Source organism: Streptomyces zaomyceticus, from assembly GCF_014656215.1.
Lineage (GTDB): Bacteria > Actinomycetota > Actinomycetes > Streptomycetales > Streptomycetaceae > Streptomyces > Streptomyces zaomyceticus.
This window is the reverse complement of the sequence record NZ_BNBZ01000007.1, coordinates 124,482-138,865: the sequence shown is the minus strand read 5'-3', so window position 1 is coordinate 138,865 and position 14,384 is coordinate 124,482. Positions and strand designations below refer to the sequence as shown.

General features: G+C 72.9%; 13 protein-coding genes. 10 read left to right on the top strand and 3 right to left on the bottom strand.

Annotation, left to right across the window (positions count from 1 at the left end):
• Nucleotides 1-94: 94 nt before the first annotated feature.
• From IE311_RS12470 to IE311_RS12460, 3 genes are all read right to left on the bottom strand, one after another.
• Nucleotides 95-754: a response regulator transcription factor gene (locus IE311_RS12470; protein WP_189831682.1), complete on the bottom strand. Its 660-nt coding sequence runs from the start codon at nucleotides 752-754 to the stop codon at nucleotides 95-97.
• A gap of 249 nt (nucleotides 755-1,003) precedes the next feature.
• Nucleotides 1,004-2,290: a sensor histidine kinase gene (locus IE311_RS12465; RefSeq protein WP_189831681.1), complete on the bottom strand. Its 1,287-nt coding sequence runs from the start codon at nucleotides 2,288-2,290 to the stop codon at nucleotides 1,004-1,006.
• 283 nt (nucleotides 2,291-2,573) lie between these two features.
• A complete protein-coding gene (locus IE311_RS12460) occupies nucleotides 2,574-3,809 on the bottom strand; it encodes a sensor histidine kinase (protein ID WP_229901871.1) in 1,236 nt (411 codons plus the stop codon).
• A 240-nt stretch (nucleotides 3,810-4,049) separates the two neighbouring features.
• On the opposite strand from IE311_RS12460, the gene IE311_RS12455 reads away from it, so the two are divergent.
• Genes IE311_RS12455 through IE311_RS12410 form a run of 10 tightly spaced genes read left to right on the top strand, consistent with a single transcriptional unit; the run spans nucleotide 4,050 to nucleotide 14,370 of the window.
• Nucleotides 4,050-4,451, top strand: a complete 402-nt coding sequence (locus IE311_RS12455; RefSeq protein WP_030208884.1) for an NADH-quinone oxidoreductase subunit A — start codon at nucleotides 4,050-4,052, stop codon at nucleotides 4,449-4,451.
• Complete coding sequence (locus IE311_RS12450; RefSeq protein WP_189831680.1) at nucleotides 4,442-5,053, top strand: NADH-quinone oxidoreductase subunit B; 612 nt, start codon at nucleotides 4,442-4,444, stop codon at nucleotides 5,051-5,053. The genes IE311_RS12455 and IE311_RS12450 overlap by 10 nt, the downstream gene beginning before the upstream one ends.
• The gene (locus tag IE311_RS12445) at nucleotides 5,050-6,714 is read left to right on the top strand and encodes an NADH-quinone oxidoreductase subunit C (RefSeq protein WP_189831679.1); all 1,665 of its coding nucleotides are present in this window, start codon (nucleotides 5,050-5,052) and stop codon (nucleotides 6,712-6,714) included. The genes IE311_RS12450 and IE311_RS12445 overlap by 4 nt, the downstream gene beginning before the upstream one ends.
• Nucleotides 6,711-7,679, top strand: coding sequence for a complex I subunit 1/NuoH family protein (locus IE311_RS12440; RefSeq protein WP_055599902.1), 969 nt, complete (start codon nucleotides 6,711-6,713; stop codon nucleotides 7,677-7,679). Before IE311_RS12445 ends, IE311_RS12440 begins: the two co-directional genes overlap by 4 nt.
• Entirely contained in the window at nucleotides 7,679-8,290 is a 612-nt protein-coding gene (locus IE311_RS12435; RefSeq protein ID WP_189831678.1) for a NuoI/complex I 23 kDa subunit family protein, read from the top strand. Before IE311_RS12440 ends, IE311_RS12435 begins: the two co-directional genes overlap by 1 nt.
• A gap of 2 nt (nucleotides 8,291-8,292) precedes the next feature.
• The gene (locus IE311_RS12430) at nucleotides 8,293-8,895 is read left to right on the top strand and encodes an NADH-quinone oxidoreductase subunit J family protein (protein WP_189831795.1); all 603 of its coding nucleotides are present in this window, start codon (nucleotides 8,293-8,295) and stop codon (nucleotides 8,893-8,895) included.
• On the top strand, nucleotides 8,895-9,278 hold the full coding sequence (gene nuoK / locus IE311_RS12425) for an NADH-quinone oxidoreductase subunit NuoK (RefSeq protein WP_189831677.1): 384 nt from the start codon (nucleotides 8,895-8,897) through the stop codon (nucleotides 9,276-9,278). The genes IE311_RS12430 and nuoK overlap by 1 nt, the downstream gene beginning before the upstream one ends.
• A complete protein-coding gene (locus IE311_RS12420; protein ID WP_189831676.1) occupies nucleotides 9,275-11,254 on the top strand; it encodes an NADH-quinone oxidoreductase subunit 5 family protein in 1,980 nt (659 codons plus the stop codon). The genes nuoK and IE311_RS12420 overlap by 4 nt, the downstream gene beginning before the upstream one ends.
• 27 nt (nucleotides 11,255-11,281) lie before the next feature.
• Nucleotides 11,282-12,835, top strand: coding sequence for a complex I subunit 4 family protein (locus IE311_RS12415; protein ID WP_189831794.1), 1,554 nt, complete (start codon nucleotides 11,282-11,284; stop codon nucleotides 12,833-12,835).
• Nucleotides 12,832-14,370, top strand: coding sequence for an NADH-quinone oxidoreductase subunit N (locus tag IE311_RS12410; RefSeq protein ID WP_189831675.1), 1,539 nt, complete (start codon nucleotides 12,832-12,834; stop codon nucleotides 14,368-14,370). The genes IE311_RS12415 and IE311_RS12410 overlap by 4 nt, the downstream gene beginning before the upstream one ends.
• Nucleotides 14,371-14,384: the final 14 nt, after the last annotated feature.

Genomic DNA, 14,384 nt, shown 5'->3' with positions numbered 1-14,384 from the left:
AGTCGGATTCCGCCTCATCCCTCGGTCCTGGGCCCTTCGGGGCGCCGACGGTCGCCCTCCCGGCCTCCGTGCTATCTGACAGAGTGTCAGATCGTCAGGATTTCAGATACGTCAACACCGCCAGTACCCGCCGGTGATCGCCGTCACTCGGCGAGAGGCCCAGCTTCAGGAAGATGTTGCTGATGTGCTTCTCCACCGCGCCGTCGCTCACCACCAGCGCTTTCGCGATCGCCGAGTTCGTCCGGCCCTCCGCCATCAGACCCAGGACCTCCCGCTCGCGCGGCGTCAGATTCGCGAGCACGTCCTGCTGACGGCTCCGGCCGAGCAGCTGCTGCACGACCTCCGGGTCCAGCGCCGTACCGCCGCCGGCGACCCGCACGACCGCGTCCACGAACTCACGGACCTCCGCGACCCGGTCCTTCAGCAGATACCCCACACCACGGCTGGAACCGGCCAGGAGTTCGGTGGCGTACTGCTCCTCCACGTACTGCGACAGCACGAGGACGCCGAGACCCGGATGCTCCTTCCGCAGCCGCACCGCCGCACGGACACCCTCGTCCGTGTGCGTCGGCGGCATCCGCACGTCCGCGACCACGACGTCCGGCAGCGCACCCTCCGCCGCGAGCTTCGCGACGGTCTCGACGAGCGCCTCCCCGTCCCCGACACCCGCGACGACCTCGTGCCCCAGATCGGTCAGAAGCCTGGTCAGGCCCTCCCGCAACAGCACCGAATCCTCGGCGATGACCACCCGCACGCGCCCGACCCCTTGATCCGCACCCACGCCGTACAGCCCCCATGATTGTTGCCCGTTGAGGCCTCCAGCATGGCATCCCCGCCACCGCGGCCACCCTGTTCCGGGCAACGCGCCGAACGGGGCCGCGCCCGGCCCGAGGGTCCGCGCGCCCGAGGGTCCGCGTGCCCCAGGGCCCGTGCGCCAAGGGTCCGCGCGCACGAGGAGAGGCCCCGAGGCCCGAAGGCCCCGGGGCGACCACCCCCGGCGCGGCTACGCCCGCCAGGGCAGCTCCACCGTCACGGTCGTGGGCCCACCCGTGGGCGAGTCCACCGCGAGCACCCCGTCCACCGCCCCCACCCGGTCGGAGAGGGAGGACAGCCCGTGTCCCGCCACGGCCTCCGCCCCACCGACGCCGTCGTCCCGCACCTGGAGCATCAGCCGGTTCCCGGTCCGCCACACATCCACCCAGGCCCGCCGCGCCCGCGCGTGCCTGGACACGTTCTGGAGCAGCTCCGAGACCGTGAAGTACGCGATCCCCTCGATGGCCTGCACCGGCCGCGCCGGCAGGTCCACCGACACCGACACCGGCACCGCGCACCGCGAGGCGATCGCGGACAGCGCCGCGTCCAGGCCACGGTCGGTGAGGACCGCAGGATGGATGCCCCGGGCGAGGTCCCGCAGCTCCTGAAGCGCGAGCTTCACCTCGCCGTGCGCCTCGTCGACCAGCACCGCCGCCGCCCGCGGGTCCTCCGCGAGCTTCTCCTTCGCCAGCCCCAGATCCATGGCGAGCGCGGCCAGCCGGGCCTGCGCCCCGTCGTGCAGGTCCCGCTCGATGCGCCGCAGGTCGGCCGCGGCGGTGTCGACGACCACACCCCGGTCCGACTCCAGCTCGGTGACACGGGAGGCGAGCCGGGACGGGCCGAGCAGCCCCGAGACCAGGAGCCGGTCGACGGCGACGAACCCGCGCAGCAGCCAGGGCCCGGCCATCACGAACAGCAGCCCGATCCCACTGGTGACGGCGATCTCGAAGGAAGAGTCCAGGTAGAGGTCGTGCGTCCCGTCGCCGTACAGCTGGAGTCCGGCCTGCCCCGCGTACATCGGGAAGACCCACTGCCACAGCGGATACGTGAAGAGGCTCCAGCCCCAGGCGAAGAACGCCACCGTCACCGAGAACGAGAACACCGCCCACGGCATGTGCACGACCGCGTACAGCAGGTGCCGCCAGGACGCCCCGCTCTTCAGCATGGCGCCCATCCAGGAGAAGGCCCCGCCGGTCCTGCCCCGCACCTGCTCGGGAGCCCGCACGTCGAGCCCGAGGAGCGCACGCGCCCTGGTCCGCTCGACCGCGCCGAAGCCCCGGCACATGGCGAGGGCGCCGGCCAGGATCGGCACACCGAGGAAGGTGATGAGCAGCCCCGCGCCGGCCGAGACGAAGGAGATGGAGAGCGCGAACCAGACGACGCTCAGCGGCAGCCCGATCAGCACGTGGAGGAAGGCCCGCCAGGTGCGTGCCTCGAACGGCGCGCGGATCGCGGCGGGGAGTCGGTGGGAGGCCATCGCGGGGGTCCTTCTCTGCTCAGGAGGTGCGGTCGTCGGGGGAGGTCGGTACGTGTTCCAGGGTTCCGTCCCGCGCCCCGCCGGACCATGAGGCAGGTGGGCGTCTGGGGGCGGGGGTTTTCCCTACCCAGGGGGTACGGAGTCCAGGGGGTACGGGACCCACGGAGTACGGGGCCCACGGAGTACGGGACCCAGCGGGTACGGGCAGCTCACGCGCCCGGTCACCGGCAAGCTCACGCGCCCGGCTGCCGACAGGCTCACGTGCCGTTTCCGCCGCCGGGGCTCACATGCCCGGGCGGGAGCGCCACGGCAGTTCCGCCGTCACCGTCGTCGGGCCGCCGTCCGGCGAGTCCAGGACCAGCAGCCCGTCCACCGCCCCGAGCCGCTCCGCGAGCCCCGCGAGCCCCGTGCCGCCGTCGAAGCGCGCCCCGCCCGCCCCGTCGTCGCGGACCTGGAGCAGCAGCCGGTCCTCCGCCCGCCACACGTCCACGGACGCGGACCGGGCGCGGGAGTGCTTGGACACGTTCTGGAGCAGTTCGGACACCGTGAAGTACGCGATGCCCTCGATCGCCTCGGCCGGCCGCTCCGCGAGCTCCACGGTCACCTTCACCGGCACCGTGCAGCGCGCCGAGACCGACGAGAGGGCGGCGCTCAGCCCACGGTCGGTGAGGACCGCCGGGTGGATGCCCCGGGCGAGGTCCCGCAGCTCCTGAAGCGCGAGCTTCACCTCGCCGTGCGCCTCGTCGACCATCGCCGCGGCGGTCTCGGGGTCGTCGAGGAGCTTCTCCTTCGCCAGGCCGAGGCCCATCGCGAGGGCGACGAGCCGGGCCTGCGCCCCGTCGTGGAGGTCGCGTTCGATGCGCCGCAGGTCGGCGGCGGCGGTGTCGACGACCACACCCCGGTCCGACTCCAGCTCGGCGATCCGCCGCTCCAGCTCGTCCGAGGGCGAGAGCAGGCCCCGGACCATGCCGCGGTCGGCGCTCGCCAGACCACGGGCGATGAAGGGCAGTACGGGCCAGAGCACGATGAGCGAGACCAGGGCCACCGTGAACGTCACGATCCCCCAGGGCAGCCGGATCAACCCGTACAGCTGGGTCCGCCAGGCCACCGGGTCCTTCAGCGTGGTCCACAGCCAGCCGAAGAAACCGCCGCGTACGGGCAGCGGGGACGGTTCGGCGATCTCGAGCCCGAGCAGCGCCCGGGCCCGCGCCCGCTCCGACCGGCCGACGAGGCGCGCGCCGCCCAGCCCGAGGGCGAGCAGGGGAAGGCCGATCACGGTGACCGACAGGCCGACGCCGAGGAGCACGCTCACGACCGCGTAGACGAAGCCGATCAGCGCGGTGAAGAGATTGGAGAGGAGGAAGGCGATCTCCTTCCAGGTCTCCTTCCCGTAGGCGGTGCGCTTCGGCGGAGGCGGGGCGAGGGCGGATCCGGCGGATCCGCCGGACACGGCAGCCGCGGAGGCCGCGGAGGCCCCGGGGTTCCCGGAGAAGGCGACGGAGTCATGATCAGCGGTCATGTTCCCCAGACTGCCGGTCGGGGACGGCGCGACGCCATGGGGGAGGTGGGTGAGCGGCAGGGGGGATATCCCCACCGGCACCGCGGGCGCACCGGCGGCGCACCGCGCGCGGACCGCGTCCGTTCCCGGGGCGTACCGCGCGTACGCACCCCGTGCGCGACTGCTTACGGTCTCTTTAGCAGGGCCTAGACTCGCGTTCGTACAGAAGTGACTCATGAGACACGAGACCGAGGGGCGGACGTGCGGGAACCGACCGTTGTCGCGGCCGACGCGGCGGACTACTTCCAGACGTACTCCGTCGTCGGCCTGCTCGCCGTCGTCGGCGTGCTCTTCGTCGCCGTGGCGTTCGGCGCGGGCCGGCTGCTGAGGCCCGTCGTGCCGACGCCCGAGAAACTCCTCACCTACGAGTGCGGTGTCGACCCCGTGGGGGAGGGCTGGGCGCACACCCAGGTCCGCTACTACGTGTACGCCTTCCTCTACGTCATCTTCGCCGTCGACTCGATCTTCCTCTTCCCCTGGGCGACGGTCTTCGCCGCGCCCGGCTACGGCGCCACGACCCTGGTCGAGATGTTCGTCTTCCTCGGCTTCCTGGCCGTGGGGCTGCTCTACGCGTACAAGAAGGGCGTCCTGGCATGGACGTAACACCCCTGCCCGCAGACCGGCCGACCGCCCAGCCGACCGCTCTGCCGGATCCTGTGCCCGCTCCGAAGCTGGGGCTGCTGGCCCGTCTGGCGCCCGAGCCGATGAAGGTGGTCCTGAACTGGGGCCGCCGCTACAGCCTGTGGGTCTTCAACTTCGGGCTCGCGTGCTGCGCGATCGAGTTCATCGCCGCGTCGATGGCCCGGCACGACTTCATCCGCCTCGGTGTCATCCCCTTCGCGCCCGGCCCGCGACAGGCCGACCTGATGATCGTCTCCGGCACCGTCACCGACAAGATGGCGCCGGCGGTGAAGCGGCTCTACGAGCAGATGCCGGAGCCGAAGTACGTCATCTCCTTCGGCGCCTGCTCCAACTGCGGCGGCCCCTACTGGGACTCGTACTCGGTCACCAAGGGCGTCGACCAGATCATCCCCGTCGACGTGTACGTGCCGGGCTGCCCGCCGCGCCCCGAAGCGCTGCTCCAGGGCATCCTCAAGCTCCAGGAGAAGATCGCGCGCGAGAGCCTGGCGGAGCGGTACGCGACCGCCGCGTCGGTCTCGCAGCTCACGAGCCCCCTGGTGGCCCCGCCGGGAGGCACGGCATGACCACGTACGACTCCCTTCCCGGGGCCGTGACGGAGATCTTCGGCGAAGGGGCGACGGCGGAGCACGCGTACGACCTGCTGACGGTCGACGTGCCGCCGGGCTCCTGGATCACGGCCCTCGAAACGGCCCGGGACACCCTCGGGTGCACCTACTTCGACTGGCTGAGCGCGGTCGACGAGCCCGGCACGGGCTTCCGTGTCTGCGCCCACGTGGTGGCCCTGGCGGAAGGCCGCCCGCGTCGCCTCCTCGTCCGTACGACGGTCCCGCACTCCGAGCCCGTCCTCCCGACGGCGCTCGGGGTGTACGCGGGCGCGGGCTGGCACGAGCGGGAGACCCACGAGATGTTCGGCGTGGTCTTCACGGGCCACCCGAACCTGGTGCCGCTGCTCCTCCCCGAGAACTTCGAGGGCCACCCGCTGCGCAAGGACTTCGTCCTCGCCGCGCGGGTCGCCAAGGCGTGGCCGGGAGCGAAGGAACCGGGCGAGTCCCACGATGGCGGCGGCCCGAAGCGCCGGCAGATGCTGCCCCCCGGCGTCCCGGACCCCAACGAATGGGGCCCCCTCAAGGGCCAGCTTCCCCCGGCGCCCACCCGCCCCGCCCGCGCGGCGGCCGGCGACCGCCCGGTCCGCCGGGCCCGCTCGGTGACGGAGGGCTCGGCTACCGGACCGGAGTCCCCGACGCCGGCCCCGACCACGCCGCGCCGCACCCGCACGGCCTCCGAGGGCTCGGCGAGCCAGACACCCCCGGAGCCCGGCGCGGAGACCACGAAGCCCACCGGGACCACGGCCCCCGCACCACGCCGCAGCCGCTCGGCGGCGGACGGCTCGACGAGCCAGGTGTCCCCGGAGCCCGGCGCGGAGACGGCTGAGACCTCGGGGTCTGCGGCTCGTCCGCCGCGCCGTAGTCGCTCGGCGGCGGACGGTTCGGCGAGCCAGGCGACCCCCGAGCCGGTCGTCGAGTCGGAGGGTGAGGCTGCCGCACCTGCGGCTCGTCCGCCGCGCCGCAGCCGTTCGGCGGCGGACGGCTCGGCGAGTCAGGTGTCCCCAGAGCCCGGCGCGGCTCCCGAGCCGGATGCCGCAGCCCAGGAGCCGGGCGGGTCGACGACCACCCCGCCCACCGCGGGCCGCCCTCCGCGCCGCACCCGCTCGGCCGCCGAAGGCTCGGCGAGCCAGGCGGCCCCGGACGGCCCCGCGCCGCGCGCGGAGGCCACGCCCCCGCGCACGCGCAGCTCGGACGCCCCCTGGCACCACGCCCGCCCGGCCTTCGACGAGGAGCCCTCCACCCCGCGGACCCCGGCGAAGCCGGGCACTCCGGCGGAGCCGGGCAGCTCCGGCACCGCGCCGGCGGAGCCGTCGGCGGCCGAGCCCGGCGCTACGACTCCCGCCACGAAGGCCGAGCCCGGCGCTTCGACTCCCGCCACGGGGGCGAAGCCCGGCGCCTCGACCGAGGCGAAGCCGGTGGGTCCGCAGCCGGCGCAGCCCGGCACCGGGCCGAAGGCCCCGGAAGCGTCGCCGGAGGCCGCGCGGCCCGATGGCGGGGACGACGGTCCCGCGACGGCCGCCCGGCCCGCAGGGCAGGAGCCCGGACCCGCCGCCCCGCAGGGCGACGCCGACACCGACGACACCGACCCCACCACCCCCGCCGGAGGCGATCCCGCGTGAACGACGTACTCGACGTCGCCCTCCGGCTGCTCGTCGTCTTCGCCGTCTTTCTCGTTCTGCCGCTTGTCGTCGGGCAGACCGAGCACAAGGTCATGGCTCATATGCAGGGCCGTCTCGGTCCGATGTACGCCGGTGGCTTCCACGGCTGGGCGCAGCTCGTCGCCGACGGGGTGAAATTCGCGCAGAAGGAGGACGTGGTCCCCAAGGACGCCGACCGGCGGGTCTTCCAGCTCGCGCCGGCCGTCGCCCTTCTGCCGTATCTCCTCGTGCTCGTCGCGATCCCCATCGGGCCGAGCGAGGGCGCGGTCGGTCAGGTCGTCGACGCGGGCATCTTCTTCGTCCTCGCCGTCATGGGCGTCGGCGTGCTCGGCAGTCTCATGGCCGGCTGGGCGTCCGCGAACAAGTTCTCGCTGCTCGGTGGTCTCCGTACCGCCGCCCAGCTCCTCGCGTACGAGCTCCCGATGCTGCTGGCCGCCGCCTCGGTCGCGATGGCCGCCGGCACGGTGTCCCTGCCGGGCATCCTGAACGCCTTCGAGTGGTGGTGGGTGCCCTGGCAGATCGTCGGCGCGCTCGTCTTCTTCGTGGCGGGTCTGGCGGAGCTCCAGCGGCCGCCGTTCGACATGCCGGTCGCCGACTCGGAGATCATCTTCGGCGCGTACACCGAGTACACGGGTCTCCGTTTCGCGCTGTTCCTGCTGGCCGAGTACGCCGGCATCGTCGTCCTGTGCGGTCTCACCACCGTCCTGTTCCTCGGCGGCTGGCACGGCCCCTTCGGCGGGGACGGGCTCGGCTGGGTCTGGACCCTCCTGAAGACCGCGGTCCTCGCGTTCGTCGTGATCTGGCTGCGGGTGAGCTACCCGCGCCTGCGTGAGGACCAGCTCCAGAAGCTCGCCTGGACGACTCTCGTCCCGCTCGCGCTCGCGCAGATCGCGCTCACCGGCATCGTGAAGGTGGCGATCCAGTAATGGCCCCCCTCCTCCCTCCCTCCCGGCCCGGCATCCCCGGCTCCGGCCTCGCCAAGGGCCTCGCCGTCACGCTCCGCACGATGACGAAGAAGACCGTCACCGCGCAGTACCCGGACGTCCAGCCCGAGCTGCCGCCCCGTACGCGCGGGGTGATCGGGCTGTTCGAGGAGAACTGCACGGTCTGCATGCTGTGCGCCCGTGAGTGCCCCGACTGGTGCATCTACATCGACTCCCACAAGGAGACGGTGCCGGCGGCGGTGCCGGGCGGCCGCGAGCGCAGCCGGAACGTTCTCGACCGGTTCGCCATCGACTTCTCGCTCTGCATGTACTGCGGTATCTGCATCGAGGTGTGCCCGTTCGACGCGCTGTTCTGGTCGCCCGAGTTCGAGTACGCGGAGACCGACATCCACGAGCTCACCCACGAGCGCGACAAGCTCCGCGAGTGGATGTGGACGGTTCCCGAGCCGCCCGCCCTCGATCCGCGCGCGGAGGAACCGAAGGAGATCGCGGCGGCCCGCAAGGCGGCGGAGAAGGCCGCCACCGCCGCGGCCGCGGAAGCGGCGGCGGCCGCCGAGGCCGAGGCCCGGCCCGCCGAGGGGGAGCAGCAGTGATCCTGGCAGCACACACAACTCAAGCGGCGGCACAGGCGGTGCGGGCGGCCGGGGCGGCGGAGGAGCACGGCTTCCTCTCGCCGACCGGCGTCGAGATCGCCTTCGTCCTCGTCGGTCTCGTGACCCTCGGCGCCGCCCTCGTCACGGTCACCACCCGCCAGCTGGTCCACGCCGCGCTCTGGCTGGTCGTGGCGCTGGGCGGGCTCGCCGTCGAGTACCTGCTCCTGACGGCCGAGTTCATCGCCTGGGTCCAGGTCCTGATCTACGTCGGTTCCGTCGTCGTCCTCCTGCTCTTCGGGCTCATGCTCACCAAGGCGCCCATCGGCCGCTCCCCGGACGCCGACTCCCGCAACAAGCCGGTCGCCGCCGCGGTCGCCCTGGCCGCCGCGGCCGCGCTCGTCTGGGTCGTCGTCGACGCGTTCCGTACGACGTGGATCGACCTGGACGGAGCGGTGCAGGGGTCCACCGAGGTCTCGGGCGAGAGCCTCTTCCGCCACTGGGTGCTGCCCTTCGAGGCGCTGTCCGTCCTCCTCCTGGCGGCCCTGGTCGGCGCGATCGTGCTCTCCCGCAAGAAGCCCTCGGACCAGAACGAGGAGCGGCGCTGATGCACCTCGCCTACCCGGCCGTCCTCGCCGCCCTCCTCTTCGCCGTCGGCGTGTACGGCGTCCTCGCCCGCCGCAACGCGATCCTGGTCCTGATGTCCGTCGAGCTGATGCTCAACGCCGTCAACCTCAACCTGGTCGCCTTCGACGTCTGGCTCCGCGACACCCTTCACGCCGGCCAGGCCCTCACCCTCTTCACCATCGCCATCGCCGCGGCCGAGATCGGCATCGGTCTGGCGATCGTCCTGATGGTGCACCGCAACAGGGGCACCGCGGACATCGACCGCCTCCGCGACACGGCGGAGCGCCCGGATTCCCAGGACTCCCCGGACGACGCGTCCGCGGACGAGACGCCCACCGGCGAGAAGGCCGAGGCCACCGCGTGACCACCACGACCCTCGCCGTCCTCGTCCCCCTCCTTCCCTTCCTCGGCGCCGTCGCCGGACTGCTGCTCGGCCGCACCGCGCCCGGCTTCGTCCGCCCGCTGGCCGTACTCCCGACGCTCGCCGCCGCCGCCCTCGCCGTGGTCGTGGCCGTCCGCCAGGGCGGCGGGAAGGCGATCGAGGCCGCCACCGAGCTCACCCCCACCGGCTCGGTCCCCATCGACCTGGCCCTGTACATCGACGGCTTCGCCGCGCTCGTCGCCGTCCTGGTCGGCGTCGTCGCCACCTGTGTGCAGATCTACTCGACCGGCTACCTCCGCGAGGACCCGCGCTACCCCTCGTACGCCGCGCTCGTCTCCCTCTTCACCTCCGCGATGCTGCTCGTCGTCTACTCGGGCGACCTGATGGTGCTCCTGGTCGGCTGGGAGATCATGGGCATCTGCTCGTACTTCCTCGTCGGCCACTACTGGGAGACCCCGGAGGCGCGGGCCGCCTCCCTGAAGGCCTTCCTCGTCACCAAGCTCGGTGACGTCCCCTTCCTGATCGGTCTCTTCGCGCTCGCCACCGACGCGGGCACCTTCCGGATCACGGGGGTCCTCGGCGCCGTCGCGAGCGGCGGCATCGACCACCCCACCCTGATCGCGCTGCTGCTGCTCGCCGGTGTGGCGGGCAAGTCGGCGCAGTTCCCGCTGCACACCTGGCTCCCCGACGCCATGGCCGGTCCCACCCCCGTCTCCGCGCTCATCCACGCGGCGACGATGGTCGCCGCCGGCATCTACTTCACGGCCCGGCTGCTGCCCGTCTTCGCCGAGTCCGCCGCCGCGATGACGGTGCTCGCCGTGATGGCCGCGATCACGATGGTCGGCTCGGCGCTGGCCGCACTCGCCCAGGACGACATCAAGCGGGTCCTGGCCTATTCGACGATCGGCCAGCTCGGCTACATGGCCGGTGCCCTCGCCGTCGGCGACCGCGGGTCCGCCGTCTTCCACCTCCTCTCGCACGCCGCGTTCAAGGCGCTGCTCTTCCTCGCCGCCGGTACGGTCATCCACGCCGCGGGTACGAACTCGCTGACCGCCATGTCCCGCATGAGCGGCCTCGCGAAGCGCATCCCGGACGCGTACTGGACGATGACCGTCGCCCTGCTCGCGCTCGCCGCGATCCCGCCGTTCGCCGGCTTCTTCTCCAAGGAGGCCGTGCTGGTGGCCGCCGAGCACACCGCGCTCGGGGACCGGACGGTCGCCCCCGCCGGGGCGGGCTGGACCGTCCTCGTCGCCGGTCTGCTGACCGCGCTGCTGACCGCCGCATACGCGCTCCGCCTGTGGCTGCGGACCTTCCACGGCCGGGGCGCGGAGGCCCCCGACCACGGCCGTCAGCCCCTCGCGATGACGTCCGTCCTGTGGGTGCTCGCGATCCCCTCCCTGGGCTTCGGTCTGACCGTCACGTACCTCGACGACTGGTTCGACGGGAACGCCCTCACCCCGACCCTGACCACGGCCGTCCTCGGTACGGGCCTCGCCGCCGCCGGAGCCGTGATCACCTACGCGGTCTGGCGCACCCTGGCCGCCAGGACCCCGGTGGGCGCCGCCGCCCCGCACGTCGCCCACCCGGACGCCGAAGCGGGTCTCGTCGAGGCCGAGGCGCTGCGTCTGCCGCACCCCGCGGAGGACCCGGCCGACCCCGGCCGCGCCCTCCTCGGCCCGCTGCACGGCCCCGCCGCCGACGGCTTCCACCTGGACGCCGTCTACCGGGCGGCGTTCGTCCGGCCCGTCCTCGCCGCCGCCTCCCTGGTCCGCTTCCTGGACCGCGAGGTCGTCGACACCTATGTGCAGGCCGCGGGCAACTCGGCCAAGGGACTCGGCTGGCTCGTCCGCCGCGCCCAGACCGGCAATGTGCAGACCTACCTCAGCGCCCTGCTCGCCGGCTCCGTCGTCCTGGCGATCGTCGCCGTCGCCCTCGCCAACGCCGCCGCCGGAGCGTGAGCCGTGATCGATATCAGCGAATCCGTGATGCAGTTCCTTCTGGTGGCGATCGTCGCCGGACCGCTCCTCGGCGCGGCCGCCGCCCTCCTGCCGGCTCCGCCGGGGCTGAAGGGGAAGTCCCCGGACCAGGCCGTGCTCCGCCACGGTGTCGTCGTCACCGGTGTGATCCTGCTGGCCGCGATCGTCCTCGCGCTCGGCTTCGACCACGACCGGCCGTCGAGGATGCAGGCCACGACGGACGTCAGCTGGATCCGGGCACTCGACGTGCGGATCCACCTCGGTGTCGACGGCATCTCCCTGCCCCTCCTGGTCCTGACCGCGCTCCTGAGCTTCCTCTGCGCGCTGTACAGCTACTTCAAGATGCCGGCGGGCCCGTCCCCCAAGGCCTTCGTCGCACTGCTCCTCGTCCTGGAGTCCGGCACCCTCGCCACCTTCGCCGTCCTCGACCTGATCCTGTTCTTCCTGGCCTTCGAGACGGTCCTCATCCCGATGTACTTCCTCATCGCCCGCTGGGGCGGCGAGGGGAGGCAGGCCGCGGCCTGGAAGTTCATCCTCTACACGCTGCTCGGCTCCGTCGTCATGCTGCTCGGCCTGCTCCTCGTCGGAGTGAAGGCGGGCACGTTCGACATGGTGGCGCTGGCCGCCGACAACGGCCGTGGACTGACCACGTCCGTGCAGGTCATCGCCGTTCTCGCGATCGGTCTCGGGCTCGCCGTGAAGACCCCGATGTGGCCGCTGCACAGCTGGCTGCCGGACGCCCACACCGCCGCCCCGACGGTCGGCTCGGTCCTCCTCGCCGGTGTCCTCCTGAAGATGGGCACGTACGGCTTCGTCCGCATCCTGCTGCCGGTCGCCCCCGACGGGATGCGGACCTTCGCCCCGTACCTCGCGGCCTTCGCCGTCGCCGGGATCATCTACGGATCGCTCGCCTGCCTCGCCCTCGTGAGGCCCGGCAGCAAGGGCGACCTCAAGCGCCTCATCGCGTACTCCTCCGTCGGCCACATGGGCTTCGTCCTCCTGGGCATCGCCACCATGACGCCCACCGGGGTCAACGGCGCCCTCTTCGCCAACGTCGCCCACGGCCTCGTCACCGGCCTGCTCTTCTTCCTGGTCGGCGCGGTCAAGGACCGGTACGGCACCGCCGACCTCGACACCCTCGCGGGCGCCACCGGCGCCGCCCTCTACGGCCGTGCCCCCCGCCTCGGCGCCCTGCTGGCCTTCGCCGCCGTCGCCTCCCTCGGACTGCCGGGGCTGGCCGGCTTCTGGGGCGAGATGCTCGCCCTGTTCGGCGCCTTCGAGCCCGCCGAGGGCCTCAGCCGGCCCGCGTTCCTCACCTTCATGGCGATCGGCGCCTTCGGCACCCTCCTCACCGCCGCGTACCTCCTCCTCGTCGTCCGCCGCGTCTGCATGGGCGGCCCACGGCCCGCCGGGGAGACACCGATCGCCGACGTCCAGGGCTACGAGTTCGCCGCCTGGACCCCGCTCGTCGCCCTCACCGTCCTGGCCGGACTCTGGCCCGCGGTTCTCCTCGGCCTCACCGACCCGGCCGTCCAGAAGCTCCTCGCCGGAGGCACCCGATGACCCCAGTGACGGCGCTCGCCGGCGACTCGCTCGTCCAGTCCGTCGACTGGCTCACGATCGCGCCCCCGACCCTGACGGCCGTGGTCGCCCTCGTCGTGCTCGTCGCCGACCTCTTCGTCCCCGAGGAGCACAAGCGGTTCCTCGGCCTGACCGCGATCGGCGGCCTCGTCGCGGCCCTCGCCCTCCTCGTACCGCTGCGGGCCGGTGACCGCTCCACCTTCTGCCTCACCGCGGACACCGGGGTGGGGGCGTGCAGCTACACGGCCGACCACTTCACCCTCGTCATCCAGCTGCTCGTCCTCGGCGGCGCGCTCCTCACGGCGCTGCTGTCGCTGACGGAGACCCGGGAGAGGCTCCCGGCCGGCGAGTTCTGGTTCCTGCTGCTCGCCTCGGCGGCGGGCGCCGCCCTGCTGCCGGCCTCCCGTGACCTCGCGACCCTCGTCGTCGCCCTCGAAGTGGCCTCGCTGCCGGCCTTCGCGCTCGTCGGCCTCAAGCGCGGCGACCGCAGGTCGGGCGAGGCGGCGCTCAAGTTCTTCCTCTCCTCGGTGACCGCGACCGCCGTCACCCTGCTCGGCGTCAGCTTCGTGTACGCGGCGACCGGCACCCTCCACCTCACGGAGCTCGCCCAGCGCCTCGACGACGTGCCGGGGCAGCTCCAGACGCTCGCCGAGGCGGGCGTGGCCCTCACCCTCGTCGGCTTCGCCTTCAAGACCGCGGCCGTTCCCTTCCACTTCTGGGTGCCCGACACGTACGTCGGCGCCCCGCTGCCGGTCGCCGCCTACCTCTCGGTGGTCGGCAAGGCCGTCGGCTTCACCGGGCTGATCCTGGTGACGGTCGTCGCCTTCCCCTCGTACGCGGACGTGTGGGGTCCGGCGCTCGCGGTGCTCGCCGCCCTGACCATGACCGCCGGCAACGTGGCCGCCCTCCGCCAGGTCTCCACGCGCGCGTGGAGCGCGGTCCGGCTGCTCGCCTGGTCCTCGGTCGCCCAGGCGGGCTATCTGCTGGTGCCGATCGCGGCCGCCGCGTACTCCAGCGACGACCAGATCGGCGCGACCGTCGCGTACGCCCTGATGTACGCGGTGGTGAACCTCGGCGCCTTCGCGGTCGTCGCGCTGGTCGCCCGCAGACACCCCGGGAACCGGGTCGCGGACTATCGCGGCCTGTACGCGACGAGCCCCGCCACGGCTCTGGCGTTCGGGTTCTTCCTCCTGAATTTGGCCGGTCTGCCCCCGGGTATCATCGGCCTCTTCGCCAAGGTGACCGTCTTCTCGGCGGCCGTCGACGCGGGCCTCGGCTGGCTGGCCGTGGTCATGGCCGTGAACGTCGTGATCGCGCTGTACTACTACCTCCGCTGGACGGCACTGCTGTTCCGCGCGCCGGAAGGCGCGGTGGAGGAGGCACCGGCCGGGGCCCCCGTCCCCCACACGGCCCCCGTGTCGATCACTCTGGCGATCGCGCTGACCGCCGCCGCCGGAGTCGTGCTGTCGGGTTACCCGCAGTTCGCCCTTCGCTTCGCGGCGAACAGCCTGTTCTGACCCCCCCACGAGCG